The following is a 24,333-nucleotide window of genomic DNA, read 5'->3' on the forward strand; positions in this document are numbered from 1 at the left end:
CTGCCTCCTATATTAAAAACGGCGGATAGGATTCCAATTCTCCACGAATTGCTTTAGCCAATAACTGTGCTTGGATATAGGGCAGTAACATCAATTTTACTTTTTCTTTAGTAAAAGGATGTTCTACTTCCTGATGTTTCCGCTTTTGCCAGGCTTCAATAAAGATTGCACGCCCTTTTTCAGTTAATATGACACTTCCATTTTCTTTAAAGTCAAAATGTTTTTTTGTCAGCTGACCTTTATTTATCAAAGAAAATACAAATCTGTCAACTATATAAGCACGAAATTCTTCGACTAAATCCAATGCCAAGCTAGCACGACCTGGCCTATCTGTATGAAAGAAACCAACATAACTATCGAGCCCCACTGCTTCCAAAGCAGACTGGCATTCATATGTTAACAAGCTATAGCCAAATGATAACAAAGCATTGACACAATCTAATGGAGGGCGTCTAGTCCGCCCATTAAACTGAAAAGTCTCCTTATCAGTCAATACTAAACTATTAAAAATACGAAAATATTGGTTAGCTGCCTGACCTTCAATTCCTAAAAGAGAATCCTTGTCTCCAGCTGCTTGAACCTGTTCCAAAGCCCAAGCCAATTCCGTATTCACCTCTTCAAAGAGATGACTATCGATCCGATCCCGATGGTCACGCTTGAAGCGCAATAAATATTTTCTAGAATTTGAAATCTTAGCAAGAATAAAGTGTTTTGCATATTCTAGAGATTGTTCTTCATCCGCCAAACGATAATGCTGTCTCCTTAGCAAAACATTCCCATTTGTTTGCCCAACAAATCGACCGCAAAAGCGCCCTTGTGGTGTATGGAAGGACAAATTTATCTGATTTTTAGAACATAGTTCAATCAAAGAAGGAGACGCCCCCAAATAAGAAAAACAAACAATGCCATCAATTATTCGATATGGGAAACGACTGACAACTTTCCCTTCTTGTTTGATCACTATATTATCTCTTTCACGCGTTAAATAAAAATTATCTTGAGTCAAATATAGAGTATTAAGTAGCTTTTTCATAAGCTATCCTCACTTTTTAGTGCTTGGAAAATATAATTGTCAACATTGCGTGCCTTTTTGCTCAGACGTGGCATGCAAATATCAACTAAGGAGCATAACTGACAGTTTTTAAAATATTCAGCTTTCGGAATAAGCTGTTTATCATAATATTCATGCATTTGGCAAGCTAACTCGGCTACTTCTTTTCGTAAATCAGAAGTAATTTCTATTCGCTTCTTTTGATTCACACTATGGTAATAAAGATAACCATACTCGATTGCGCACCCAAGAGTTTCTTCAAGACAAATCGTTTGAGCAACCAGCTGAACAATATCGCAAGTATCCCTTTTTGGTTTTCCACGCTTATATTCAATAATGACAGGAAGCCATTTACCAAGTTTTCCTTTTAGCGAAACTCCGTTTTCATCCTTATGGAATTCAACCACATCCAATATTCCATAGAGACCAAGCTCTTTTGATGAGACATGAATAGCCCGTGAGGTAATGACATCCTTTCGTTTTTCTTTGATATATGGATTGTCTGCCTTTTGATGTAAAATCTGCCCATGAGCTGTCGCTTCATTTTCAGCCCACCGCTGCTCAATATGAATTAAACTCCATTGGCGCTTGCAGAATTGGAAATGCTGAATTCCAGACAACATCAAATAGTCACTTTCAGCATAAACCATATTACAGTCCTTCTAAGATATCAACTTTTAATCCTTTAGCTTCGTATTCTGCCAATTTCTCTTGATTAAGATAGATAGCATAGTCTTCATAACTATCCTTATCCTGTTTTTCTTTGTCAAATTCAAACAAATCAAAAACACGAGCACTGGAAACATTTCCCAACTTATTAGAATGTGTAAACCAGAAGACTTCCCTTACTCGCATAGAACCTTCAGGACGAGCGGATGACGCATCGTTTTCAAACAGACTGATAAGTGCTTTCTTAATTACCTCAGCATCTTCATCAGAAAATCCTGTTTTTTCAGCAAAATTTGGATTAATCGAACCTTTGATGACATAGATACCATAATCAACAAAATGCTTAGTTCCCATGGTGTCTGACGAACGACCGCTTTCATTTTTTGCTTCCATACCGTTAGTACTTCTAGTAATCTGTAGACTGGAAATCACAATTGGTTCCAAAGATTTAGCCATATTCAGAGAAACTGGACCACGAACACCGATTGACTTTTTTAAATAGGTAAATACTTGGCCGAAAGAACGCACATCCAGCCATAATTGATTAGCTTTTTCTTCAATTTCTGCATCTGAATCTTTCGAAGTGAATTGATTAGAAAAACGTTTTTCAAGCGAACGAAACTCGTCCTCAATGCGATCACCTGCTTGTACAAAAGTAGGACAACCAAAATCTTGCATACGATTTCTAATTTTACGTTTAATGGCTACATCTGAAATCAAGCCATGACCCTTAGCATCTGTTCTTGGCATATTACCAGATAAAGGATCGCCATTTGCATTTGCTTCACGTACCTCAATCGTCACCATAAAATCAATTTTGTGTTCCAACATATCTTATCCCTCGTTTTCTTTAGTTTGTTTAGTGTAGTAAAATTGTTTTTCAGCATAGTAGCCAAAGATAAATTTATAATCTAATGGTTGTGTAAACTCTTTTTTAGCATATAATGGGGTCAAAAGTTGAATAATTTCTTTTCTTTCTCTCTCCAATTTATGCCAAATACCAGGCCTATTCAATTTCAAAACTTCCTCATAAGGCTTAATTTTATTTTCTAAATGATTCATCATTTTGGCTGGTTGACCTGTATAAGCATTCCAATAACGCTCAGCATTCGTGATGCGTTCTTGGCTACTACCATCTAGAGCATAGCGCTGAGTCTCAAACAGCTCATAAATTGCAAGTAAGCGTCCAAATAGGTAAGAACGATCTGTTTCTTGATGATCTAACATTGGTGTGAACTCCCTTCCATATTGTTTTTGTAAAACCGCTAAACTAACTTGTTGTACTTGATACCAGTGCTTAGAATACTTTTGTCTTTGTTTAATGTTATCTTCTAATTTTTTAACAATAGTATTTGGTATTAATCTTCCATCAATCAAAGCTGTTACTAATTGCTGATATTGATCGCTCTTAAAACTGTCATTGTCCAATTCCAAATAACGTTCTCTATCAATACCGTAGGCAGCGTTGATTATTTCATTAAAAGTAGGTGTTCTTAATTTATAATTTCCAGATTTAGTTTTTGCCTCCCAAGAATAGTTTTCCTGCCAAGTTTCCAGATTTTTCAATAACTGGGAAACTTGAACTTGACGGAAATATTTTAAAGCAATACGGCCATTACTTGTTTTGTTCAATATAGCGATGTTATACATTGCATCATTACTAAATAATTTTTGACCTTTAATAAACGAAGAGCCTATCTTCTTGTTTTCTTTGTTCGGTTTGATGAAAACGAGACTATCTCTTTCATCTTCAGAATCTTCAAATAACTCATTAAACTCTGGCTTTACAATATCTAATTGACTCTCATTCGCTAAATCATCACTAAACCAATTGATGAGATATTGTGACGATTCCAGCCAAGTACTACTATTCTTATTTTCCAGCAGATATTTAATCATTAAATGAATTTTTTCCGAAGTTTCATAGCCAACACTAAAAACATCTTCCCGCTCCTTGAAGCGCCCTTTATAGGCCTCTCCTTTATTACTAACTGAAATAATTTTAGCATTCCCCATGAGACCTCGATGCTTATTGGTAATTTGCTCCGTTCGTCCGCTAATATTACATGTTCCCAAATTATCCTGATTAGCTCTTACAAACGAAATATATGATTGATGTAATTCCTTGTAGCTGGTCACCGATTCATCTTTAAAGCCATGAAATTGTACAATTGAAAACTCTAAGAAATAAGCTGATAAATCAACAGTCTTATTTTTTCCATCAGAGTCAGAATAGGTGATTTTCAATCCCTCCCTTTGGTAATAATCACCATATAAAGACTGAAGAATACTACTTAGAAAATCAGTTTGGAGAATAAAACGCTGAATCTTTGTTAAAAATCCTTTAACCTCGCCCTCATCACAATAATCAATCCAATTAGCCAATTGTTTATGAAAATCATCATATTGTGTTTGATTCGCTTCTGATACATAATAAGAAAACTTGTCTACAAGAGGATGTGGAGCAGGATTACTACCAGATCTTGCTACAGAATTTGCAGTCACAGGAAATACAATCGTTTGATTATCAGCCATGACCTCTGCCTTATAGAAACTGCCATCCTGATCCAACTTAACTGAAATAATATTTTTACTATTTGACTTCAAACTAGTATGATAAAGCGGAAGTAAAACAGGATTATGCCCATCTTGCTGGTCAACTAAGCCAATTTCTTCTGCTTTTTCATAAGCTTTTAAGAGAGAAGTAAAAAAATCCATTATTCTTCTCCTTTCTCCATAGCATCGTATTCCTTAAGTTCATCATCAACGGACTTAACCTGGCCAGGTGTCTTAAATGTATAATTAGACAAAGTATTTACAATTTCACACTCAGACTGAGGCTTAAACTTAATCACCCCATTATCCATAACTGTTTTTGTAAAATAAGATTTTAATGGTGTCGTTTCGTCTTTGGGATAAGCAAAAGAATGAAACATAATACCTAAATCAATAGTAACGCCATCGTAGTAAGAAGACGTGTTCTCGTACTTTTCTTGACTAATTTCATCGACTAATCCAAAGCATTCACTAGTCCCTAAAAAAATATTACGTCGTCCACCCCTTCGAATCGAACGTTCCATAATAGACTCGTGCTTGTTAGGTAGTCTATCTTGCATTAAATCTTTACGATTTTCATTCCATATAAAATGGAATTTAACAAGGTACTCTACATCACTCAAATATGAAACATAACTCAAGTCCGCACTGTAATCATGTAACAAAGCACGAACGCCATGTAGTTCTGTCTGAATTTGATTAACAACCTTAACTTCAGTAACAATATTTATGAATGTCGGCTTATGATAAATACTATCAATTATGCCTTGCAAAGCTTGTCTAGTAGGAATCGAGTACGACGTTCTCTCGCTCCCGCCTTTAGTGGCAGGATTTGTAAAGAGCGCCCGTTCACCACTTATTTTCACATAGAAATTTCTTGATCTGTACAAAGTTAAAACCTCCTTATGTTATTTTATAATCCTATCATAGTACTTAAAATCTCAAAAGTTAATAAATTTATTTCTGTATTTGTTATTTATATAACTCCTATTAAATTATCTGAATCAATTTTGATATAATCTAGCCATCATAGTTCTATCTATGTGGATTGAAATTATATTTAGTGCTTATTTATATTGAATTACAGGTCTACGAAAGCCTATGCCGACTCTCGTTGGCCTGTTTTCATTTAACTTTTACATCAGGAAACTTCCTGAATCTAGGGTGATGCCCTTTTTCTTATCATAATAACCATCTGACAATATCTGAATTTGCCCATTCAGATATGATTTTGTCGCTTCAAGTATTTGATCGTGCTTACGAACATTTACCGTATGGGGCTGCAATTCCTTTAAAAGAGCTTTTATTGTTTGATAGTCTTCAACAGATGGATAATCGTACTCACACAATTCTTCTAAAATCAACAATTTCTCAATAGCGTCTCCATATGGAACCAACACGCCTATTGTGTCATTGTTTATTAAATTCATTTTCAAACCAGCAGTTTTAAAGGCTTGTTTTAACTTTCCTTTAAAATTATTTCTGTCTTGATATGAATTTATACTTAAATAATCGTAAACTGATTCACCATGGGACAGAGGATAATCTATCGAACCTTGATTATTAGCATAATAATATTCAAAAAAATCCCGATTTAAAAGCGTCATTTCAATAGGCGATGAAATCTTATGTAGAATATACTCTGCAGTGTCTTTCTTAGCCTTTATTTCTTTAAGTGGTAAGATATTTTCTTCTTGATTTGTGAGATTAACTAAGGTAACTTGACCTTTATCACGTTTACCTTCACGATTACATCGTCCACTAGCTTGCACAATAGAATCAACTCCTGCATAAGATCGGATAACTCGATTAAAATCAATGTCAACTCCAGCTTCAATTAGTTGCGTACTAACACAAATAATAGGTATTCCTTTTTTTAGATACTGTTTAATTTCCGATATAATGTCTAATCTGTGCTGAGCACACATATTAGTCGAAAGTTGATAAATAGGTCTATCAGTCAATCCTTCAAGCATCATATAGAATTTATCAACTGTCTTTTTGGTGTTAAAAATCGCAAGAATAGACTCGTCATTTTCCAGTACAAAATCTACTAAATCTGACAGATTCGAATGTTGATTGTTTTCATCGAATTTTCTAAGTTCTGTTCTTGAAAAGACTTCTTTTTCGTCATGAGTTAACTCAACAATATCAGCAGCTTCACCATATTTCCCTCCATAAGAAAGTTTATGTTTAATAACAGTAGAATCATAAGCAGGCTGTGTAGCCGTACATAAGACAATAGTCGTGTTCATAACTTTATTTAAGAAATTCATGGTTAAATTAAATAAAGTTGTCACCTCAATAGGCAATGATTGTACTTCATCTAAAATCAAAACACTATTAGCTAAATTAGAAAAACGACGAATATTTGCTGATTTTGTCTTAAATAATGTTTGAAAAAATTGAACCATTGACGTAAGAACAGTCTGACTATCCCAACTTTCAATTAGATAGTCAGACATTACAGCTTCTTTTTCATCATTGTCGGCAGTCTGTTTAACAACATTAGAATGGTGCTCTAAAACACCTACCTCGCCAATTACTTTTCTAATTTCAGAAGCATTCTGCTCCAGGACAGATAAAAATGGTGTGATATAGAAAAATCTTGATTTATTTTGATCAACTAACTGATGAAAGGCATACCTCATACTAAGATTCGTTTTCCCAGCGCCAGTAGGAAGATCTAAACGATATATTCCCGTTGAATCTTTTTCACCCCTACTCTTAACTCGTTCACCAATTTGTGAGCGAATTTCATTAAGGCTTGTAGTCGGATGACTAAAACTCTCATATTTTCGCTCAATAGCTTCAAGATAAGACTCATTTAATTTTTGTTTTTCTTCATCTTTTAAAAGTTCAATGAGTAATCCATAAGCATTGATAGTATCTAAGATATCTGCATTCTTCAAAAAAGATAAATACATCCTAATAAAACAACCACTATAGTATTCTCTCTCACTTTCATCAAACCAATTAAGTTGAGACCAGGCTTGCTGGTAATTCCCAAAAGCTTTTTCGATTAAATCGTTTAAATCTCTGTAACCATAGGTACTTAATTCATCTTCTAATTTTTGAGCAAAGGGTAGAATATCTTTTTGATAAGGCTCGTTCGCTATGCCTTCTATAATTCGATGCCTCAACTTGTTAAATGCAAATCGCTCTGCTTGAACACCTTCGTCTTGCAGAGGAATGTCATACATGCCGTGATGAGCTGAGATAACATAAGCAATAATCTCTTGAAACAGTATTCTGTCTTTTGTCTGAACAAATGAATCCTTTAAACAGGTTTGTATTTTTTGAAAAAGATACCTAGCTCCTGCAGAAGAGTGATCAACATGTTTATTCGGGTAAATCTCTAATTTATCTTGAAAAGCTGTGTTTGCTTTACCTAGATCATGATACAATCCTAATAAAAATAAAATGTCACCTTGCTTAATAATTTGTGCACTTTCCCTTGCTTGAACAGCAACATTAAATGAATGTTTTTCTAGGGATTGTTTATTCCCTTTGTTATCTTTATGTGCTAATATCATAATTTACCTTATTCACCCCCAAAAGAAGAGATTATTATATTAAATCTATTTTATAACTAAATCTCAAAAAACTCAACTAAAAATGCAACGCTTTTTTAATTATTTCCGAGGGAGTATTATGCAGTAGGGGAGCAGGAATAGTTATTTCTATCTTAAGATTTAAAACACTACACTAAATAATCCCTATCGTGAGACTTTCGATAGAGACTATTCTTTCTTTATTTAATATTCTAAATACTTCGTCCAAAACTGACGTTATTGACTAAGTCAGGATCAAGAGAAAATGACAACCCATCTTCTTTTCCTCCTGAGAGCATTGAAAAAAGCCTTAGTTAGGCTTTAAGAATGTCCCCTGCCGGAATCGAACCAGCAACTACTCCTTAGGAGGGAGTTGTTATATCCATTGAACTAAGGGGACTTAGAGAAAAACTCTGCCCAACGACAGAGTCTTTCTAAGATTAACGGCGAATTTCTTTGATACGTGCTGCCTTACCTTGCAATGCACGAAGGTAGTACAATTTAGCACGACGGACTTTACCGTAACGAACGACTTCAATCTTGTCAACACGTGGAGTGTGGATTGGGAAAGTACGTTCAACACCGATACCGTTAGAGATTTTACGAACGGTGTAAGTTTCTGAGATACCAGCACCTTTACGAGCGATAACCACACCTTCAAAGATCTGGATACGTTCGCGACTTCCTTCGACAACTTTCGCGTGAACGCGGACAGTGTCACCAGGACGGAATGCAGGGATGTCAGTACGAAGTTGACCTTCAGTCAAGCTTTGGATTAATGGATTCATTTTTTCTACTCCTATCTTACTAATCTTAAGGTTCAAGACCGCAGCGGATTAGCCGTTTTTTTGTGCTTCCATTAGGCACAAACTATATTATATCAAAATTTCTAAAAATGTAAAGATGTTTAAATGAAAATTCCTAAAAGAATCGCTAAAAATCCGAGGATGTATGTCGAAACCAAATAGAAAACAAATTTCTTTCTCTCTGAAAAGAGCTCTGCTAGCTCAGCGTTCATTGTAGAAAAAGTCGTCAGTCCACCACAGAAGCCTGTTGCTAAAATCACATAAAGTTGCTTGTCTTCTATATGATTATAAAAATATCCAATGAGAAAAGCACCTAGAAGGTTTGCCGCCAAAGTCCCAAGCGGAAGAGATGCTCTGCTATTGACCTTGGAGAAAACATAACGCACAAGAGCACCAGCGCAGCAGCAGATTAACATCGCCCACATCATGCCTTCACCTGCTTTCCAGCCCATAAGGCGATTGCAAGGCCACCACCTACACTTAAAACTAGATAGATAAGAAGCTCCGTATAACGCCCTGAATCTGCTAGTTTGATACTGTCTAGCAGAAGACCAGAAAAAGTCGTCAAACCTCCGCAAAAACCGGTCGAAAGCGCTAGAATTAGACGCTGGGACTTAACTTTACTGCTAAGATAGCCCTTGATAATATAGACCAGCAAAAAAGTTCCCAAATAATTGACAAGCAAGGTACCTAGCGGAAATGAATCAGCAACAACTAATAAAAGAGCTATCTGATAACGCAGCCATCCGCCTACCATCGCAGATAAAGCCACAGCTATTGAGTTCTGTACTTCTTTCATTAGATATTTTTATTCTGAAATTCACGCGAACGTTTTAAAATGTCAGAAAAGGTAGCAACAATAGTTTCCTTGTAGTCTTTGTTTTCAACCTTATCCGCCACTCTGGCAAAAATCACATCTTCTCTTTTACTATCCAAGACAGCTGTGCCTGTTAATTTTTTTAAAGCCACGACTTGGCCAACCAGATTCATGCGTTGCTCCAGCAGGGCAACGATTGCATCATCCACTTGATCAATTTCCTGTCTGATTTCTTCTAACGTCATCTCATTCCTCCTTATATTCTATCTATCATATCAAAAAATAGTAAAATTTTCTAGTTTAATTCTAAATAAAAAGGTCCACTGGACCTTGATTAAAGGGAACTCGCAAGGGCGAGTCTTTATCTGCAACCTAAAACAGCTCCTATCTATAGATTAAAAAGGTTCCCCGAACCTTATTAAAGAGCACTCGCTTAACCGAGTGCTTAGCCACAACCTAAAAATACCCGTTAGGCTTGTCTCAGGGTAAACCGACTACCGTCGGTTCTCATCCACAGATTAAAAAAGTCCACCGAACCTTGGATTAAGGAGAACTCGCAAAAGCGAGTTTTTATCCGCAGATTAAAAAGGTTCCCCGAACCTTTTTAACCAACTGAGCCTTCCATGCTCATATTGATGAGTTGGTTGAGTTCGACGGCGTATTCCATTGGTAGTTCTTTGGTAATGGGTTCCATAAATCCGTTGATAATCATAGCTGTGGCTTCTTCTTCGCTGATACCTCGGCTCATCAGATAGTAGAGCTGGTCCTCAGATACTTTGGAAACCTTGGCTTCATGCTCTAGCGCGACATTTGAATTATGGATTTCATTAAAAGGAATGGTGTCAGAACTGGATTCACCATCCATGAGAATGGTATCGCACTCGATATGAGATTTGGAACCAGCACTATTCTTGCCAAAGCGAACCTGACCGCGATAATCAGTCTTTCCACCATCCTTGGCCACTGATTTAGAAATTAAGGTACTGGAAGTCTTGGGCGCATTATGAAAGACCTTGCAGCCTGCATCCAAGTGCTGGCCATAATTGGCAAAGGACATAGAGAGAACAGAAGTCCTTGCGTTGCGACCGTTGAGAATACTGCAGGGATATTTCATATTGACCTTGCTGCCTAAGTTCCCATCAATCCACTCTAAGGTGCCGCCTTCATCAACAATCCCCCGCTCCGTTACGAGGTTATAGACATTGTCCGACCAATTTTGAATGGTCGTATATCGGAAAAAGGCATCCTTTTTGACAATGATTTCGACATTTGCCGCATGAAGACTATTGCTTGTGTAAGTCGGTGCTGTACAGCCCTCGATGTACTGGATAGAACCGCCCTCCTCGATAATCATCAAGGAGCGCTCAAACTAGCCGGCATTTTCACCATTGATTCTAAAATAGGTCTGAACAGGAACTTGGCACTGGACATTCTTGGGAACATAGATAAAGGTTCCGCCGGACCAAACCGCACTATTAAGCGCAGAAAATTTATGCTCAGCATTTGAAATCACAGTACCAAAATACTGCTTGACCAAGTCCGGATATTCCTGAACAGCCGTATCCGTATCGGTGAAGATAATCCCCAGCTTGGCAAACTCTTCCTTCATATTGTGGTAAACCACTTCAGATTCATACTGAGCCACAGCTCCAGATAGGAACTGCTTCTCAGCTTCTGGAATTCCCAAGCGGTCAAAGGTTTTCTTAATCTCTTCTGGAACCTCATCCCAACTGCGAGCCCGATCTCCGCTTAGCTTCTGATAATAGATAACATCATCAAAGCTAATCCCTGACAAATCTGGGCCAAAGTCGGGCATAGGCAGCTTATGAAAGAGTTCCAAGGAGCGCAGACGATAGTCCAACATCCACTGGGGCTCATTCTTGATTTCTGAGATTTCTCGAACAACTTCTTCGGTCAAACCTTTACCAGTCGAAAAGAGCGGCTTGACATCATCATGAAAACCAAAAGCGTAGTCACGTTCTTTCATAGGAACTCCTCCTTTATCTGATAGATAGCGCTTACCTATATTATACTCCTAATCATGAGAATTGTCAGAAAATAACACTTTCGCAAAATAAAAACGGCCGCAGCCGTTTCCTCTATTTATCACTTTAAACTTTATTAACCAAGCCTTCCGCAAAAGCTTCCAAGCGTGCAATATCATCATCTTCCGCAGATAGGTCCACCTTAACACTTTCTGCACCCTTCGTCGCTCCTGTAGCAGCAAAGGCAGCATCAAAGTCATCGACAGCCTTGCAGAATTCGTCATAGAAAGTATCGCCTGAACCGACCACCCCATAGACCTTGCCAGACAAATCCAAACTAGACAAGTCTTCGTAGAAGTCCATCATCTCATCAGGTAACTCACCGTCACCATAGGTGTAGGTTGCTACAATCGTAATATCTGCTTCCAAGAAATCTTCTGCATCGACAGTGGTGCACTCGTCCACTTCAACTTCTACATCCAGTTCTCTTAGCTTATCCGCCACAATATCAGCAATTTCCTCGGTGTTTCCAGTCATGCTGGCAAATACAATTTTCGCTAAGGTCATAGTTTCCTCCAAATTCTAATCTGCTCTCATTATATCATATCTTTTTTATTTTAAAAATAAAAACTCTTATGCTACAATGGGTAAAGAAAGTTGACGAGGTTATTTATGACTCTTTATCATGATATTTTAAGTAAGATCAAAGAATACGATACTATTATTATCCATCGCCATATGCGGCCAGATCCTGATGCTCTTGGCAGTCAGGTCGGACTGCAAAAGCTGCTTCAGTACCACTTCCCAGAAAAGACAATTAAAGCGACAGGCTACGATGAGCCCAATCTCATGTGGTTGGCACAAATGGACCAAGTCGCAGACAAAGAATACCAAGAGGCCCTAGTCATCGTCTGTGACACCGCTAATACAGCCCGCATTGACGACCAACGCTACACGACAGGCGATTTCCTCATCAAAATTGATCATCATCCTGATGATGAGGTTTACGGAGATATTTCTCTGGTAGATACAAGCTCTAGCAGTGCCAGTGAGATGATTGCTCTCTTTGCCTTTGAAAATAACTTAGACTTGAGCAAGGAAGCTGCTGAACTCCTCTATGCTGGTATCATCGGCGACACCGGCCGCTTCCTTTATCCTTCTACGAGCGCCCGCACATTCGAAGTAGCTGCCAAGCTGCGTCAATACGATTTCGACCTATCAGCCTTGTCTCGCAAAATGGACTCTATCAGCCGCCAAGTCGCTAAACTGCAGGGCTATGTATATGAGCAGTTGGAAATAGATGAAAATGGAACTGCGCGGGTCATTCTGCCTCAGGAAGTTTTACAAGCCTATCAACTGACCGATGCTGATACTGCGGCCATTGTCGGAGCACCTGGACGAATCGAAGAAGTCGGTCTGTGGGCTATCTTTGTTGAGCAGCCTGAAGGTCACTACCGTGTTCGCATGCGCAGCAAGGTTATTCCTATCAACGGTATTGCGAAAAATCATCACGGCGGAGGACACCCACTAGCCAGCGGAGCCAATGCATTTTCTAAAGAAGAAATAGAGCAAATCTACACCGAGATGAAAGAATTGGCAAAAAAGCAAGAAATTAGTCTAAAAGTCTTGTCAAATCAATCAGAATTTGATAAACTATCAAAGTAACTAATCTATGGCTCGCAAAGAGACCATGGCAGAAAGGAAATTTTTGTAAAATGAGAAAAGATATTCATCCAGAATACCGCCCAGTTGTCTTCATGGACACTTCTACCGGCTACCAGTTCCTTAGTGGTTCAACTAAGCGTTCAAACGAAACAGTTGAATTCGAAGGAGAAACTTACCCATTGATCCGTGTAGAAATTTCATCAGACTCACACCCATTCTACACTGGACGTCAAAAGTTCACTCAAGCAGATGGACGTGTGGATCGTTTCAACAAAAAATACGGTCTCAAATAACCATAAGCACCAATCGGTGCTTTTTTTGTACTCAAAATTTCTTTTCGCCTTTTTAAACTTTAAAATCTGTTCACAACCGCTACTTTTTATTTCTAGTGAATTCAACAAAAAACTCCAAAAGTCAGACGATTAAAATCTAACTTTTGGAGTGTGGTTTATATGCAACCAAAGATTAAGAGCATATACGGTTAAGAATCCAATTCCTTATTATTTATAGCTGTAAGCCCAGTAGTAAACACCATTTCCGTCTACAACTGTCGCTACTGCACCTTCAGTTACGTTAGGATCAAGAAGCAATTCTCTCAGACCGCTGTTAGCCCATTTCTTAACGACAACAGATGGATCTTCATCACGACGTCCAACAAAGCCTGAGCTATCGTATTGACGTGAGATTTCATTTACTTTTGGAAGTGCTTGATTTTGATAAATGTCTTCTGACCAAGTCAACTCTTTCAAGCCTTGAGCTTTACGTTCTTCATTGATTTTAGCGAAAGCTTCTTTAGCTTTTGAAACATAGTCATAGTTTGTATCGTTTGTCGCTTCAACACGGTAAACAAACTTAACATAACCAAATTCTACATCACTGTATTTCTTGTCCTCAACGCCACTCTTAAGGTTTGCAATCAAGACATAATCCTTAGCATATGGGTTTTCTTTGGTTTTTTCAAAGATTTCTGGATCTTCGATTTCCCATTCAACTTTGGCATCCCATCCTGCGTTATCAAGGAACTTAGGATTCATCTTTTCGATAACGTAGTTCTTGAACTCTTCAACGTTCTTGAATGGCAGCGGCTGACCAGCTTTAGCCGTTGTCACTAGGTTAGTTGAGTACAATTTCACGCTAGAGTCTTTATCACTGTACATGTATTCATCATCAGCAGTGTTTTCGTGAAGTTTTGGATCAAGAGCTGGATCGTTTGGATCAGTCATACCTTGAAGTTTCCATTTGTCACCAAACCATTTCCAATATGGAGAGTAGCCGTTCGCTTCTGAGTCAGATGGTATACGGTAATAATGGGTAGAACCATCAAAGTAATAGTTAGGATCTGACTCGAGAGCCTTGTCACCTGGTTTTCCAGTTGGGTAGATGATTTTTGGAGCTCGTCCATTCGGTGCCCATGTCAAATGTTCAAGACCTTCTGCTGGTTTTTCAACATACGGCGGAATTTGATCTTCACTTGGTTTATCAGTTGTTACCAAACCAGGAGTCTCTGGCACAGCAGGTCTTGTCGGAGTTTCTGGTTTTGGTTCTGCTGGTTGCTCTGGTTTCGGAGCAAATGGATTAAGGTCGCCTTCTGCACCATTAATTGGAGGATTTTCTGGCAAATCAACACTTGGTACCTCTGGTTTTGGTTCTGCTGGTGTAGTAGGCTCATCTGGTTTATCAGTAGGAGCTGGCGTTGGTTGTTCTGGTTCCGCTGGAGTCGGAGTTGGAACTTCTGGTTTTGGTTCTTCCGGCTGGCTTGGAGTTGTTGGATTAGTAGAATTATCAGTAGAATCCTTAACAAACACCCACTTGCCATTTTGATAGTAGTAATAGTCGCCATTATCCAGCACATAGTAATGATAACCATTTTCATAACGATAATGTGGATCGTTTTCCAGGTTGTTATTGGATGTGCTGTTATTGTTAGTATTTGTCAGTGGTTTCCACTCACCATCACGATAGATACGGTAAGAACCATCTGTCATACGGTAGTAATGGTTACCATTCCAGTAAATATAGTTCTCATCATTTGCCAGATTGTTGTAGTTATTCCAACCATTATATCCGTAGTTGTTGCTATAGTTATAATTCCAGTTGTTATAGCCTGGATAATAGTTATTATAACCATAGTCATAATTATAGCCATTGTAACCATAGTTATAGTTATTATAGCCATAATTGTAGTTATTGTAACCATAGTTATAATTGTTGTAACCATAGTTGTAGTTATTGTAACGGTAGTTGCGGCTGTTACGGTAATTATAGTTGTTATAACCATAGTTATAATTGTTGTAACCACCATTCCAGTAATTATAGCCTGGTTGATAGTAGTTATAGCCATAATCTTGAGCCTGAGCATTATTCGCAAGAGCAATTGCTGGAATAATAGCCGCAGCCGCTACAACAGATCTTGATAAGAGTCTGAAACGATTGTTCATATTAATTAAACCTCCAAAGTGACCAACATCACTTTATTTTTTGTGGGGGGAATTTATTTTTTGTGCACAACTTCATAAAAAAGAATTTCACGAAATACTGCCAGCTGACAGTTGACTGCTCCATCATTATCAAACGAAAAAAACGAATCACTAGTTAGTGAATCCACCTATTTAAAGGTTGCACATAAATGTTTTTATAACATTTGATTTAGAAACAAAGAAGTCAATATGCTTGAAAATACTTTTTTATGCATATCTCACCCTCAAGACGAATTATAGCACAAGAAATTTTTGAATGCAAGCATTTTAGTTAACAAGGTGTAAATTATTTTTATGGGTAATTTTTTTATAGTTCGTCTTTTTGTTTGTTTTTCTGTTTTTTACCTTTTAAAATCTATAAAATCTTCTTTTTAACGAACCAAAATAATAGAAAAATGTTTATAATTTGGTTTACACTGTGTAAATTATTTTTATTACTTATTTATAAAAACTCCTCACCCTATCATTACGATTTTTTATTTAAGTTTATTTTAAGCTTATATTAAGCCTTTTTTAAGCTAAACTTAAGTTTGTTTTAAGAATCAAAGAATCTGTTCATACATTTCTTCATTATGGATTTTTATTCACAGAAATGAATAAGTCTTAAAAAGTAGTAAAAAATACTAGAAGCATTTATTCCAGCTTCTAGTATTTTTGTATTTATTAATATTTGAGTTGTTTGATAACCAAGAGGTGACTATCTTCTTCTCCAACCAAACTGTGTGGCTCATTGGGCTCCATGGTTAAAAAGGAACCTGCCACCAGCCGCACAGTTTGTTCTCCAGCAGAAAAGCTCACATCTCCCGACAAACAAACAACTGTTACTAGTGCATCAGCACTGTGCTCTGGTACTTCTTTTCCTTTAGCAAGATGCAGATGATGGATGATTCTGCCTTCTTCTTGCACAGGTGTTTCTGCAAAATCATTATTGGGATTGGTAACAAAAAATTTCATTTTCTTTCTCCTTCTAATGGATGATGTGACTACTGATCTTCATAGCCTCCACCAGTAATGCCGAAATATTCTTCTAAAGACTTGCCTGATTGAGCAATTTCCTTGGCTTCTTGACCAATATAGCGCAGATGCCAGCTTTCAGGCATATAGCCAGTTGAACCTTCCTTACCCTCTAGATAGCGAACGATAAAACCGTATTTATAGGCGTTATCTAGAAGCCACTGACTTGCTCCAGCTTCTTGTACGAGATTGCCATTCTTATCAATCAAGTCAAAGGCTAAGCCGGTCTGATGCTCGCTGTAGCCTGGTCGAGCCGAATAGCGGTCTGCAGCTGCCTTACCATCCTGATTGACATAGTTTTGATAGAGTTCTGTCTGCGTATCATAGCTGCGGAAACCACTGTATTGGTCGCTAATGGCATAGCCTTGTGCCTGCATGTCTGCAATCAGTTTGAGCAATTCTGCTTTAGCAGTCGCATTCTCACCTGGGTTATAGGAAGCAGACAAAGGATAATGTTTATTGACAACAAGAATCTCATCATATTTCCCTTTGACACTGTAGTAGCTGCCGTTATAAGAAACATTTTGATCAAGAGTTTTGGCTTCGTGATTTTGCTCCTTTTTAGTATCAGTGCTTTCTGATGCCGTATCTTGGCTAGACTTTTTATCTTTTTCAGCATCTTGTTTCTTAACTGTACTAGTTGAGCTAGCCGCTTGTTTATCAGAGCTATCTCCAGTAGTATCTTTACCTGACGAACACGCGCCTAGAACAAGAACAGATGCTGCAAGAAAAATTAGTTTACTGTATTTCATTGTCATAATATCAACCTTCTGAAACTTCAAGATTATAGATTACAAAAGAATCCCCGCTAGGTTTCAAGTAATAAGTCTTATTTTTACGATTTACACTATTTGGAGTGTTATCGGTATAGTGGACCGTATAGTCCTCATATGTTGTCACGATATAGGAACCATTTTCTTCCTTGATTTCACGGATATCCAAAGCTCCTGGCTCATAATAGTTAATTTTTGCTTTCTTAACACCACCACCAGTGGTCCACTCAACCATTTCTCGATATACTGCACTAGATGTATCGTAGTATTGAGAATAGTTGTTGCTTCTGTTAGAAACAGAGCTGAAAACAGCACTGCGGTAGTCATTAAGGAAAGTAGAGACTTTTGCCTTTTGAGCCTCAACCTTTTTCGCTTCTTCGTTCTTTTCTCTAATCTTAGAAAGCACTTCCTTAGGAAGAGATAATTTTACATTCGTGGTATCATCTTCCACAATAACTGTCTCTTTATTGGTAGTAAAGGTAGTATCAGAGATAGTAAACTTAGCATAAATTTCAAGTTCTTGATAAGGAACAAGCTGCAGTTCAGGGGTCAAACTGCTACCACTTTCTTTACCATTAACAACTATTTTAATATCTGTTGCTTTTGAAGTTTCAGAAGGCATCGTAATTTTTAGCTGTTTCTTTTCAGACTTGAGATCCAGTTTGATTTCATTATCCTTAGCCGTAGCTAAATCAAGCTGAACCTTACTCTCTACATCTCCAACATCCGTCTTACCTTTGAGAGTAAAGTCTTGTTTAATGAAGTGATATTCACCCAATTCAGTGTCTGTATTTTTCTTAAGAGTAATAGTTTTTTTCTCACCAGGTTTAATGGTAGCGTTATCCAAATTAGTATTGACTTTAACTTTGACTGGATAGGAAACCATCTGATATTCCTGGAAAATACCAAATTTCTTACTCTTTTCAGTAACACCTAAAATCTTATTATTGTTGTCATCGATATAAGCAGATTTGCCATTTGACTCAACAATGTTATCTAGCTCAGTTTCGAGATTAATCTCCTGGCTCTCTAGGTGCTCAACCAGTGCTCTTGCTTCAGCACGCGTCCACTTGTCGGATTGAGTAGAGAGAAGACTTGCCACTTCATCAAAGTCTTTGCTAGAGACTGCTTTTGCAAAATGGTCTGTGACCACTTTAACTCCAGTTATAGAGTTTAAATAGAAGAATGCTCCAATCAAAGCGGCAACTAAAACGGTTGGAGCCCCAATCATGATTGCTTGCTTCTTTGATATTCTCTTTTTAGCCTTTTTTACTGACTTCTGTGGTAATTGTGAGTCGAGCAATTCAGACCGAATAGGCAAGTTAGAGAATCCTTGACTCTTAGCTTCTGCAAATTCTTCTTTGGTAGGTTTTCGACCAATATTATTTTCAAAAGCTTGCAGCCAATTCTTACGAAGTTCTTCATATTGGCTAGATTCAAACGCGCCTTGCTTCTCATGTTGGGAGGTTGGTTGAATCAATTCTTCTGTGACAGAATCTTCAGAAGGTGTCTCCTGAACAATATCTTGATTATCAGAAGCTTCATCAGTAGTATTTTCTACTGATGAAGTATCTGTGGTCGCTTCCTCTGCTTCGCCTGCAATCTCCTTAATCATTTTTGGATCAAAGTTAGATTGTTTGCCGGCTTGGAACTCACTTGCAGTTGGTTTTCGACCAATTACTTTTTCAAAGAGATCAACCCATTTTTCTTTTGTTGCCATAAATCTCCTCCAATATTACATCATTGCGATACTAGCTAGTAGAGAAAAAGCGATGAAAGAGAAGATAATTGTAATCACACCATTGATAATAATGGCCAATAGATATTTATAAAAAGGATCCATAGAGTTGTTTGTCTTGGAATAAATCAAAGCAAAGGTAGCTCCAACTCCAATCAACAAAAGCCCAATCCATGTGAAGAACAGGGATAAATGAATAACACCCAACAGAGCAAACAGAGCTGAAGCAACAATAAATGGAAGAACAATAGCATACAGTCGACCATACCAATCAAAAGCCTTATTAAAGGTAAAACTTCTATCTTGGTAGACCAAACGCTTCACAACAAAACCACCTAAAATAATAGAAAAAAGGAAGAGAGCTGCTGCTATCAGTGAAACAAAGAAGACTTTGAAATTAAAAGTCGGTCCATTATACATACCAAAACTCATGATACCAATGGTACTGAAAATATTGTAGTTTGCAACAATAGCAAAAAAGAACGCTGTCAAACCTAGAGAAAGGTAACCATTCACCTTACTGCTCTCAACTTCAGATGTCGGTGATTTCCAAGCTGAAACGAGCCAAGCCCAGAAACCTTTCATTGTTTTAGAAAACTCGCTGGGTTGAGGAGGTTGCTGACTGTAATAAGCCTGTGGTCCTTGTTGAGGTATTTGTGAATTGAACTGTCCTTGCTGCTGGTTGTTCTGATAAGCTTGCGGACCAGAAGACTGAGGCTGTCCAGCAAAGGGACTTGCTTGCTGAAATCCTTGTTGCTGATAAGCTTGTCCCTGATTTGCAAATTGATTTGGATTTGCTTGTTGCTGAGGAACTTCTTGATATTGTTGAGAAGCCTGCTGAGCAAAAGGCTGTTGGAAGTTTTGCGGCTGTTCAAAGCTTGATGAAGCCGGACTAGCTTCACTAGAGGCTTGATCCGCACTTACCTGTTCAGCTTTAACAAATTCCCCGGCAGCCAATGCTTGGGCAATTTCTTCCTCTGTAGCCGAGCGTCCATTAACGGCCTCAAAATATTCAAGCCAATCTTGTTTTGACATAAAATATCTCCTATCTATAAATTATTATACTACTATAGTATACAAAAAAAGGGCCGGAAATTCAATCTATTCCGGCATTTGCTCTTCTTAATCGCTTGTCATATCGTCAATTTATCAGGAAAAGCTTCCACTCCTCCTTCGACATTGATCACTTGGTAACCCTTAGCTTCCAAAAATTCGCAGGCACGCGCTGAGCGTCCGCCTTTTTGGCAGATGATATGGTAGGGAATTTGTTTATCCAATTGCCCATAATTCTCAGCTAGGCTGCTGAGAGGCAGATTCTGAGCCCCAGAGATATGTCCAGCAGTAAATTCATCCACCTCGCGAACGTCAATCAACTGTAGTTCTTCTGCCTGTAATTTGTCATATAAATCTTTCGCACTAATTTTTTGCATCATTTTTCTCCTATTCATTCATAATCACGATTTTTCCAAAACCTGCCGTCCCTTCGATAAATGCATGAGCTTTGGGCACTTGCTCTAGGGAAAAGACACGCCTTGGTGTAACATTGACCTGGTAGCGGTCAATGTAATCAAATAATTCATCCATCAGGTCTTGGCTCACATGAGCAGAGTGAAAACTTGTCAGAAAACTGTTATTTTTAATTTCCTCAATTGGGTTGAAACCATTCAGCTCCCACTGGCCACCCAAGAGTCCAGTCACACAGATAATCCCGCCCTCTGCGATATGGTCAAAAGAATCCTTGACAGTTGCCGGACCGACCAACTCCAGAATTTTATCAAACTTCTCCTCTGTTTCCAGTCGGCCATCCTGATCTATAATGATATCGTCGTAAGCTTGGTGTTTGAGCAGAAATTGTTTAGAACCGCTATTGACCGAACCAACGATATGTGTGTCTGGAAACTGTGCCTTGACCAGACGAGCAAAGGCCAAACCGACACCGCTAGTGGCAGCCCGAACCAAAATCTTGTCATTGGGCTCAATGCGCAGATTTTTCATAGAACCTAGAGCAGTATAATAGGTCTCTGGCACTGCTGCCAGCTCTGTCCAGGTCAGGTTGGTCTCGACTGTATAAATTTGATCGTTCGGCAGGAGAACATACTCAGCATAAGAACCATCAAAAGCTCGCCCCATTTCTCCCATGATGGAAACCACTTTTTGATCGACCTTTAAATCTTCTCGAGTCGTCTTGGCCACTTGGCCAACACACTCAATACCTAAAATCCGAGGAAAGGCGACACTAGGCGATAAACCCTCACGAGTAAAAATCTCCGATCGGTTAATCCCAAACCCTCTGACCTTGACCAAGGTCCAGCCTTCTTGAAGTTCTGGAATCGGTCTTTCTTCCAGCAGAAGCTTTTCTGGGCCACCCGCTTCGTAAATGACTATAGCTTTCATCGTTTCCATAGAATCACCTCGCTTTCTACAAAGTTTAGCATTCTAAGCTTAGACTTATCAAAAAGACAGTCAGATACTTCTGAAAATCAAACTGAACTTTGACAAAATCATTGGCTGACTGTTGGAGAATCTCCTGAAAGAAAACAAATTGCTGGATACGTCCTTCATCCAAGTTCAAGATAGAGGGACAAGACACTCGGTTCGACCACCTGAGAGAGAAGCTGGATAACGCTCCTCTAACTTAGCAAAACAGCTAGTTAAAGCTCCAGAACTTGATAAGAATAACCCAAATCTTGCAAGAATTTAAACAAATCTGTTGTAGAGACAAAGATGGTCTTTTCATTGGTATTAGGATGAAAAGTCATGCGTTCTTCGTCGATGATCTCTTTATCGAAATAAACATGGATGTCCTTCTCCTCATTGTTAAGCAGACCAAAAGGTGATACAGTTCCTGGAGGCAGCTGCATTTTTTCAAAGAGAGAATCTGCTGAAGCCATACGAATACGATTGGCTGAAACCAGCTCTTTAAACAAATCCATGTCCAGACTCTTCTTGTCATCCATAATTAGAAGATAATACTGAGTTTTCTTCTTATTGGTCAAGAACATGGACTTGGTTCGAACGCCTTCCATACCTTCAATATAACCATCTGCCTGCTCTGTCGTAAATGCAGGTGGGTGCTCCACCACATCAAATGCGATCCCCAACTCTTGCAATTTATTAGCCACTTGTTGATAAGCATCCATGGTTTTTCTCCTTTATTAATGAATAATCTTTTGTACCAATGCTTGCAAGTCTGGCACAACCTGCTCTGCAAACCAAGGATTTTTAGCCATCCAGATTTGGTTGCGGGGCGATGGGTGTACCAAAGGGAAAAAATCAGGCAGGTAGTCTTGATAATGCTGAACTGTCTCGGTCAGCTTGATATTTCCTTTTTGATGCAGATAGTATTTCTGTGCATACTGACCAATCAAAATAGTCAGCTCAATATCTGGCAAAAGCTCTAAAATCGGCTGATGCCATTTGTCCGCAAAGTCCTTACGAGGCGGTAAATCACCAGATTTCCCATGTCCTGGAAAATAAAAATCCATGGGCAAAACAGCAAAGTAACCAGAATGATAAAAAGTCTCCTCATCGACACCTAGCCATTCTCTCAGCCGATCACCACTCTTGTCCTTCCAGTAAAGCCCTGCCTGCTGAGTTTTCAGTCCCGGCGCTTGACCAACAATGTTAATCCGAGCATTCTTTGGTGCCGCAAAGAGTGGCTTGATTCCCTGCTCCGTAAATTCTTTATTTTCTGGGTCGGCCATGATGGCCTTAGCAATATCCTCTATTGTTTGCATGATAGCTCCTTGCAAAGAAACTCATTTGGCAAGACCAAACGAGTTCTTATTTTTTATTTGATTAATTCGTAGATAGCTTCTGCGTAAATGGCCGCAGCACGGAAAAGGTCTTCTACATCTGTAAATTCATTGGCTTGGTGCATAGTGTTGACATAGTCTGGGAACATGGCGCCAAAAGCCACACCGCGCTTCAAAAGACGGCCAAAGGTTCCACCTCCAATGACTTGCTCATGTCCTTTGAGACCTGTTTGTTTTTCATAAACACTCAAAAGAGTTGCTACCAATTCATCATCTGCTGGAACATAGTGTGGAGTGTGTCCGTGTTCAGACAAGCTCACAGACACAACACCAGTAACTTTTTCAAGACCGGCCTGAATTGTTTTCGGATCAGCTCCTTGCGGGTAACGGATGTTCAGAGCAATAGTATTGTCAGCCTTGGCACTGTCAAAATGGAAAACACCAGCATTCATGCTGAGAGCACCCATTTTAGCATCTGTATAAGCAATTCCTAACTTCTCACCAGTAAAGTCCTCGTGCAGAACTTGAGCTCCCACTTCCAGATAAGCTTTGGCATCACCAGCAAAGTCAAATTGGTTGAGGAAGAGAGCCAGATAAGTTGCTCCGTTGATACCGTCCTCTGGTGTAGAACCATGAGCTGACTTCCCAATGACTGTCACTTCAAGAGCGTCGCCATTTGCTCTCAGACTAGCTGAAACCTTGTGGGCAGAAGCAAAGTCTTGTAATTTCTTATCCAATTCCGCTGCATCAACTGCTGCTGTAAAAATAGCTGTCGCTGATTCTGGCACCATATTCTCACGAAGTCCGCCAGTAAAGCTCTTGAGTTTAAAGCTGCCATCATTACTGTTACCAAAGTGGAGGTATTCTGTGATATTCCCTTTTTCACCGTTAATAATTGGAAATTCCGCATCTGGCGAGAAACCAAAGTCTGGCTCAGGCAGACCAACATGTTTGAAATAATAGTCCATATCTTGCCAGCCCGATTCTTCATCTGTTCCCACTACAAAACGCACACGCTTAGACACTGGCAATCCCAAGTCTTTGATGATTTTCAAACCATAATAACAAGCCATAGTTGGACCTTTATCGTCAGATGAACCACGCGCATAAAGCTTACCATCAATAATTTCAGGTTTGTAAGGATCTGTATTCCAGCCACTCCCGGCAGGGACTACATCCATGTGGGCAAAAATCCCAAGTTCTTCCGTACCCTCACCAAAAGTAAAGTGACCAGCATAATTGTCCACATTCTTCGTTTCATAACCATCGCGTTCAGCAATTTCTAAAAACTTATGCAGAGCTTGAACAGGTCCAGGTCCAAAAGGATGCTCCTTGTCTGCCTTGGAATCGTCCCGCTCTGAGTTGATTTCCAAAAGACTGAACAGGTCAGCTAAGAGATCTTCTCTTCGTTTTTCAACTTCTGCTTTAAAATCAATTGTCATTATTTCACCCCAACTTCCAATTCGATTTAAA

Annotated in this window: 23 protein-coding genes, 1 tRNA gene and 1 pseudogene; 2 read left to right on the forward strand and 23 right to left on the reverse strand. The window is 38.7% G+C overall.

Annotated features, from left to right (window positions below):
• Positions 1-7: 7 nt before the first annotated feature.
• The 13 genes and pseudogenes from cas1c to J1C86_RS06125 form a co-directional block, all read right to left on the reverse strand.
• Positions 8-1,033: a type I-C CRISPR-associated endonuclease Cas1c gene (gene cas1c / locus J1C86_RS06065; protein ID WP_125407022.1), complete on the reverse strand. Its 1,026-nt coding sequence runs from the start codon at positions 1,031-1,033 to the stop codon at positions 8-10.
• On the reverse strand, positions 1,030-1,701 hold the full coding sequence (cas4, locus tag J1C86_RS06070) for a CRISPR-associated protein Cas4 (protein WP_185755776.1): 672 nt from the start codon (positions 1,699-1,701) through the stop codon (positions 1,030-1,032). The genes cas1c and cas4 overlap by 4 nt, the downstream gene beginning before the upstream one ends.
• Before the next feature lies 1 nt (position 1,702).
• The gene (cas7c, locus tag J1C86_RS06075) at positions 1,703-2,551 is read right to left on the reverse strand and encodes a type I-C CRISPR-associated protein Cas7/Csd2 (protein ID WP_125407019.1); all 849 of its coding nucleotides are present in this window, start codon (positions 2,549-2,551) and stop codon (positions 1,703-1,705) included.
• A gap of 3 nt (positions 2,552-2,554) precedes the next feature.
• The gene (gene cas8c, locus J1C86_RS06080) at positions 2,555-4,438 is read right to left on the reverse strand and encodes a type I-C CRISPR-associated protein Cas8c/Csd1 (RefSeq protein ID WP_125407016.1); all 1,884 of its coding nucleotides are present in this window, start codon (positions 4,436-4,438) and stop codon (positions 2,555-2,557) included.
• Positions 4,438-5,166 carry a type I-C CRISPR-associated protein Cas5c gene (gene cas5c / locus J1C86_RS06085; protein ID WP_125407013.1) on the reverse strand — a complete coding sequence of 243 codons (729 nt, stop codon included), beginning with the start codon at positions 5,164-5,166 and terminating at the stop codon, positions 4,438-4,440. Before cas5c ends, cas8c begins: the two co-directional genes overlap by 1 nt.
• Positions 5,167-5,412: 246 nt before the next feature.
• On the reverse strand, positions 5,413-7,812 hold the full coding sequence (gene cas3 / locus J1C86_RS06090; RefSeq protein WP_125407010.1) for a CRISPR-associated helicase Cas3': 2,400 nt from the start codon (positions 7,810-7,812) through the stop codon (positions 5,413-5,415).
• Positions 7,813-8,158: 346 nt separating this feature from the next.
• Positions 8,159-8,230: transfer RNA gene (locus J1C86_RS06095), tRNA-Arg, on the reverse strand.
• Positions 8,231-8,270: 40 nt separating this feature from the next.
• On the reverse strand, positions 8,271-8,618 hold the full coding sequence (rplS, locus tag J1C86_RS06100) for a 50S ribosomal protein L19 (RefSeq protein WP_002900259.1): 348 nt from the start codon (positions 8,616-8,618) through the stop codon (positions 8,271-8,273).
• A gap of 119 nt (positions 8,619-8,737) precedes the next feature.
• Positions 8,738-9,064 (reverse strand): fluoride efflux transporter CrcB, encoded by a 327-nt coding sequence (gene crcB / locus J1C86_RS06105; protein WP_185755780.1) that lies wholly within the window; start codon positions 9,062-9,064, stop codon positions 8,738-8,740.
• Complete coding sequence (crcB, locus tag J1C86_RS06110; protein WP_002912583.1) at positions 9,061-9,435, reverse strand: fluoride efflux transporter CrcB; 375 nt, start codon at positions 9,433-9,435, stop codon at positions 9,061-9,063. The genes crcB (J1C86_RS06105) and crcB (J1C86_RS06110) overlap by 4 nt, the downstream gene beginning before the upstream one ends.
• Positions 9,435-9,698: a chorismate mutase gene (locus tag J1C86_RS06115; protein ID WP_125407004.1), complete on the reverse strand. Its 264-nt coding sequence runs from the start codon at positions 9,696-9,698 to the stop codon at positions 9,435-9,437. Before J1C86_RS06115 ends, crcB (J1C86_RS06110) begins: the two co-directional genes overlap by 1 nt.
• A 359-nt stretch (positions 9,699-10,057) precedes the next feature.
• Positions 10,058-11,440, reverse strand: a pseudogene (gene sufB, locus J1C86_RS06120) (Fe-S cluster assembly protein SufB).
• 124 nt (positions 11,441-11,564) lie between these two features.
• Positions 11,565-12,005 (reverse strand): flavodoxin, encoded by a 441-nt coding sequence (locus J1C86_RS06125; protein WP_002917149.1) that lies wholly within the window; start codon positions 12,003-12,005, stop codon positions 11,565-11,567.
• Between the two features lie 105 nt (positions 12,006-12,110).
• Here J1C86_RS06125 and J1C86_RS06130 point away from each other — a divergent pair, with 105 nt between their 5' ends.
• Together J1C86_RS06130 and J1C86_RS06135 are read left to right on the forward strand one after the other, a co-directional pair.
• Complete coding sequence (locus J1C86_RS06130) at positions 12,111-13,103, forward strand: DHH family phosphoesterase (protein WP_125407001.1); 993 nt, start codon at positions 12,111-12,113, stop codon at positions 13,101-13,103.
• A gap of 50 nt (positions 13,104-13,153) precedes the next feature.
• On the forward strand, positions 13,154-13,396 hold the full coding sequence (locus J1C86_RS06135; protein WP_002895374.1) for a type B 50S ribosomal protein L31: 243 nt from the start codon (positions 13,154-13,156) through the stop codon (positions 13,394-13,396).
• A 207-nt stretch (positions 13,397-13,603) separates the two neighbouring features.
• On the opposite strand, the gene J1C86_RS06140 is transcribed toward J1C86_RS06135, so the two are convergent.
• The 10 genes from J1C86_RS06140 to pepV form a co-directional block, all read right to left on the reverse strand.
• Entirely contained in the window at positions 13,604-15,541 is a 1,938-nt protein-coding gene (locus J1C86_RS06140) for a hypothetical protein (protein ID WP_011837024.1), read from the reverse strand.
• 702 nt (positions 15,542-16,243) lie between these two features.
• Positions 16,244-16,534, reverse strand: a complete 291-nt coding sequence (locus J1C86_RS06145) for a cupin domain-containing protein (protein WP_002895366.1) — start codon at positions 16,532-16,534, stop codon at positions 16,244-16,246.
• A gap of 29 nt (positions 16,535-16,563) precedes the next feature.
• Positions 16,564-17,352, reverse strand: a complete 789-nt coding sequence (gene ldcB / locus J1C86_RS06150) for an LD-carboxypeptidase LdcB/DacB (protein WP_376739616.1) — start codon at positions 17,350-17,352, stop codon at positions 16,564-16,566.
• Between the two features lie 4 nt (positions 17,353-17,356).
• A complete protein-coding gene (locus J1C86_RS06155) occupies positions 17,357-19,087 on the reverse strand; it encodes a TcaA second domain-containing protein (RefSeq protein ID WP_125409634.1) in 1,731 nt (576 codons plus the stop codon).
• A 15-nt stretch (positions 19,088-19,102) separates the two neighbouring features.
• Positions 19,103-20,140, reverse strand: a complete 1,038-nt coding sequence (locus J1C86_RS06160; RefSeq protein ID WP_002902995.1) for a DUF6574 domain-containing protein — start codon at positions 20,138-20,140, stop codon at positions 19,103-19,105.
• A gap of 98 nt (positions 20,141-20,238) precedes the next feature.
• The gene (locus J1C86_RS06165) at positions 20,239-20,553 is read right to left on the reverse strand and encodes a rhodanese-like domain-containing protein (protein WP_002902997.1); all 315 of its coding nucleotides are present in this window, start codon (positions 20,551-20,553) and stop codon (positions 20,239-20,241) included.
• Positions 20,546-21,508: a zinc-binding alcohol dehydrogenase family protein gene (locus tag J1C86_RS06170; RefSeq protein WP_002912592.1), complete on the reverse strand. Its 963-nt coding sequence runs from the start codon at positions 21,506-21,508 to the stop codon at positions 20,546-20,548. The genes J1C86_RS06165 and J1C86_RS06170 overlap by 8 nt, the downstream gene beginning before the upstream one ends.
• Before the next feature lie 248 nt (positions 21,509-21,756).
• Positions 21,757-22,245, reverse strand: a complete 489-nt coding sequence (locus J1C86_RS06175) for a prolyl-tRNA synthetase associated domain-containing protein (RefSeq protein ID WP_002913521.1) — start codon at positions 22,243-22,245, stop codon at positions 21,757-21,759.
• Between the two features lie 15 nt (positions 22,246-22,260).
• Positions 22,261-22,842, reverse strand: coding sequence for a uracil-DNA glycosylase family protein (locus tag J1C86_RS06180; RefSeq protein WP_002903002.1), 582 nt, complete (start codon positions 22,840-22,842; stop codon positions 22,261-22,263).
• 53 nt (positions 22,843-22,895) lie between these two features.
• The gene (pepV, locus tag J1C86_RS06185) at positions 22,896-24,302 is read right to left on the reverse strand and encodes a dipeptidase PepV (protein ID WP_002913520.1); all 1,407 of its coding nucleotides are present in this window, start codon (positions 24,300-24,302) and stop codon (positions 22,896-22,898) included.
• Positions 24,303-24,333: the final 31 nt, after the last annotated feature.

Source organism: Streptococcus sanguinis (assembly GCF_050220005.1).
GTDB lineage: Bacteria > Bacillota > Bacilli > Lactobacillales > Streptococcaceae > Streptococcus > Streptococcus sanguinis_Z.

Bases quoted from the DNA above. Each gene is read 5' to 3' on its own strand.
- cas1c (WP_125407022.1), bottom strand. From the start codon at position 1,033: ATGAAAAAGCTACTTAATACTCTATATTTGACTCAAGATAATTTTTAT.
- cas4 (WP_185755776.1), bottom strand. From the start codon at position 1,701: ATGGTTTATGCTGAAAGTGACTATTTGATGTTGTCTGGAATTCAGCAT.
- cas7c (WP_125407019.1), bottom strand. From the start codon at position 2,551: ATGTTGGAACACAAAATTGATTTTATGGTGACGATTGAGGTACGTGAA.
- cas8c (WP_125407016.1), bottom strand. From the start codon at position 4,438: ATGGATTTTTTTACTTCTCTCTTAAAAGCTTATGAAAAAGCAGAAGAA.
- cas3 (WP_125407010.1), bottom strand. From the start codon at position 7,812: ATGATATTAGCACATAAAGATAACAAAGGGAATAAACAATCCCTAGAA.
- rplS (WP_002900259.1), bottom strand. From the start codon at position 8,618: ATGAATCCATTAATCCAAAGCTTGACTGAAGGTCAACTTCGTACTGAC.
- crcB (WP_185755780.1), bottom strand. From the start codon at position 9,064: ATGATGTGGGCGATGTTAATCTGCTGCTGCGCTGGTGCTCTTGTGCGT.
- crcB (WP_002912583.1), bottom strand. From the start codon at position 9,435: ATGAAAGAAGTACAGAACTCAATAGCTGTGGCTTTATCTGCGATGGTA.
- J1C86_RS06115 (WP_125407004.1), bottom strand. From the start codon at position 9,698: ATGACGTTAGAAGAAATCAGACAGGAAATTGATCAAGTGGATGATGCA.
- J1C86_RS06125 (WP_002917149.1), bottom strand. From the start codon at position 12,005: ATGACCTTAGCGAAAATTGTATTTGCCAGCATGACTGGAAACACCGAG.
- J1C86_RS06130 (WP_125407001.1), top strand. From the start codon at position 12,111: ATGACTCTTTATCATGATATTTTAAGTAAGATCAAAGAATACGATACT.
- J1C86_RS06135 (WP_002895374.1), top strand. From the start codon at position 13,154: ATGAGAAAAGATATTCATCCAGAATACCGCCCAGTTGTCTTCATGGAC.
- J1C86_RS06140 (WP_011837024.1), bottom strand. From the start codon at position 15,541: ATGAACAATCGTTTCAGACTCTTATCAAGATCTGTTGTAGCGGCTGCG.
- J1C86_RS06145 (WP_002895366.1), bottom strand. From the start codon at position 16,534: ATGAAATTTTTTGTTACCAATCCCAATAATGATTTTGCAGAAACACCT.
- ldcB (WP_376739616.1), bottom strand. From the start codon at position 17,352: ATGACAATGAAATACAGTAAACTAATTTTTCTTGCAGCATCTGTTCTT.
- J1C86_RS06155 (WP_125409634.1), bottom strand. From the start codon at position 19,087: ATGGCAACAAAAGAAAAATGGGTTGATCTCTTTGAAAAAGTAATTGGT.
- J1C86_RS06160 (WP_002902995.1), bottom strand. From the start codon at position 20,140: ATGTCAAAACAAGATTGGCTTGAATATTTTGAGGCCGTTAATGGACGC.
- J1C86_RS06165 (WP_002902997.1), bottom strand. From the start codon at position 20,553: ATGAATAGGAGAAAAATGATGCAAAAAATTAGTGCGAAAGATTTATAT.
- J1C86_RS06170 (WP_002912592.1), bottom strand. From the start codon at position 21,508: ATGGAAACGATGAAAGCTATAGTCATTTACGAAGCGGGTGGCCCAGAA.
- J1C86_RS06175 (WP_002913521.1), bottom strand. From the start codon at position 22,245: ATGGATGCTTATCAACAAGTGGCTAATAAATTGCAAGAGTTGGGGATC.
- J1C86_RS06180 (WP_002903002.1), bottom strand. From the start codon at position 22,842: ATGCAAACAATAGAGGATATTGCTAAGGCCATCATGGCCGACCCAGAA.
- pepV (WP_002913520.1), bottom strand. From the start codon at position 24,302: ATGACAATTGATTTTAAAGCAGAAGTTGAAAAACGAAGAGAAGATCTC.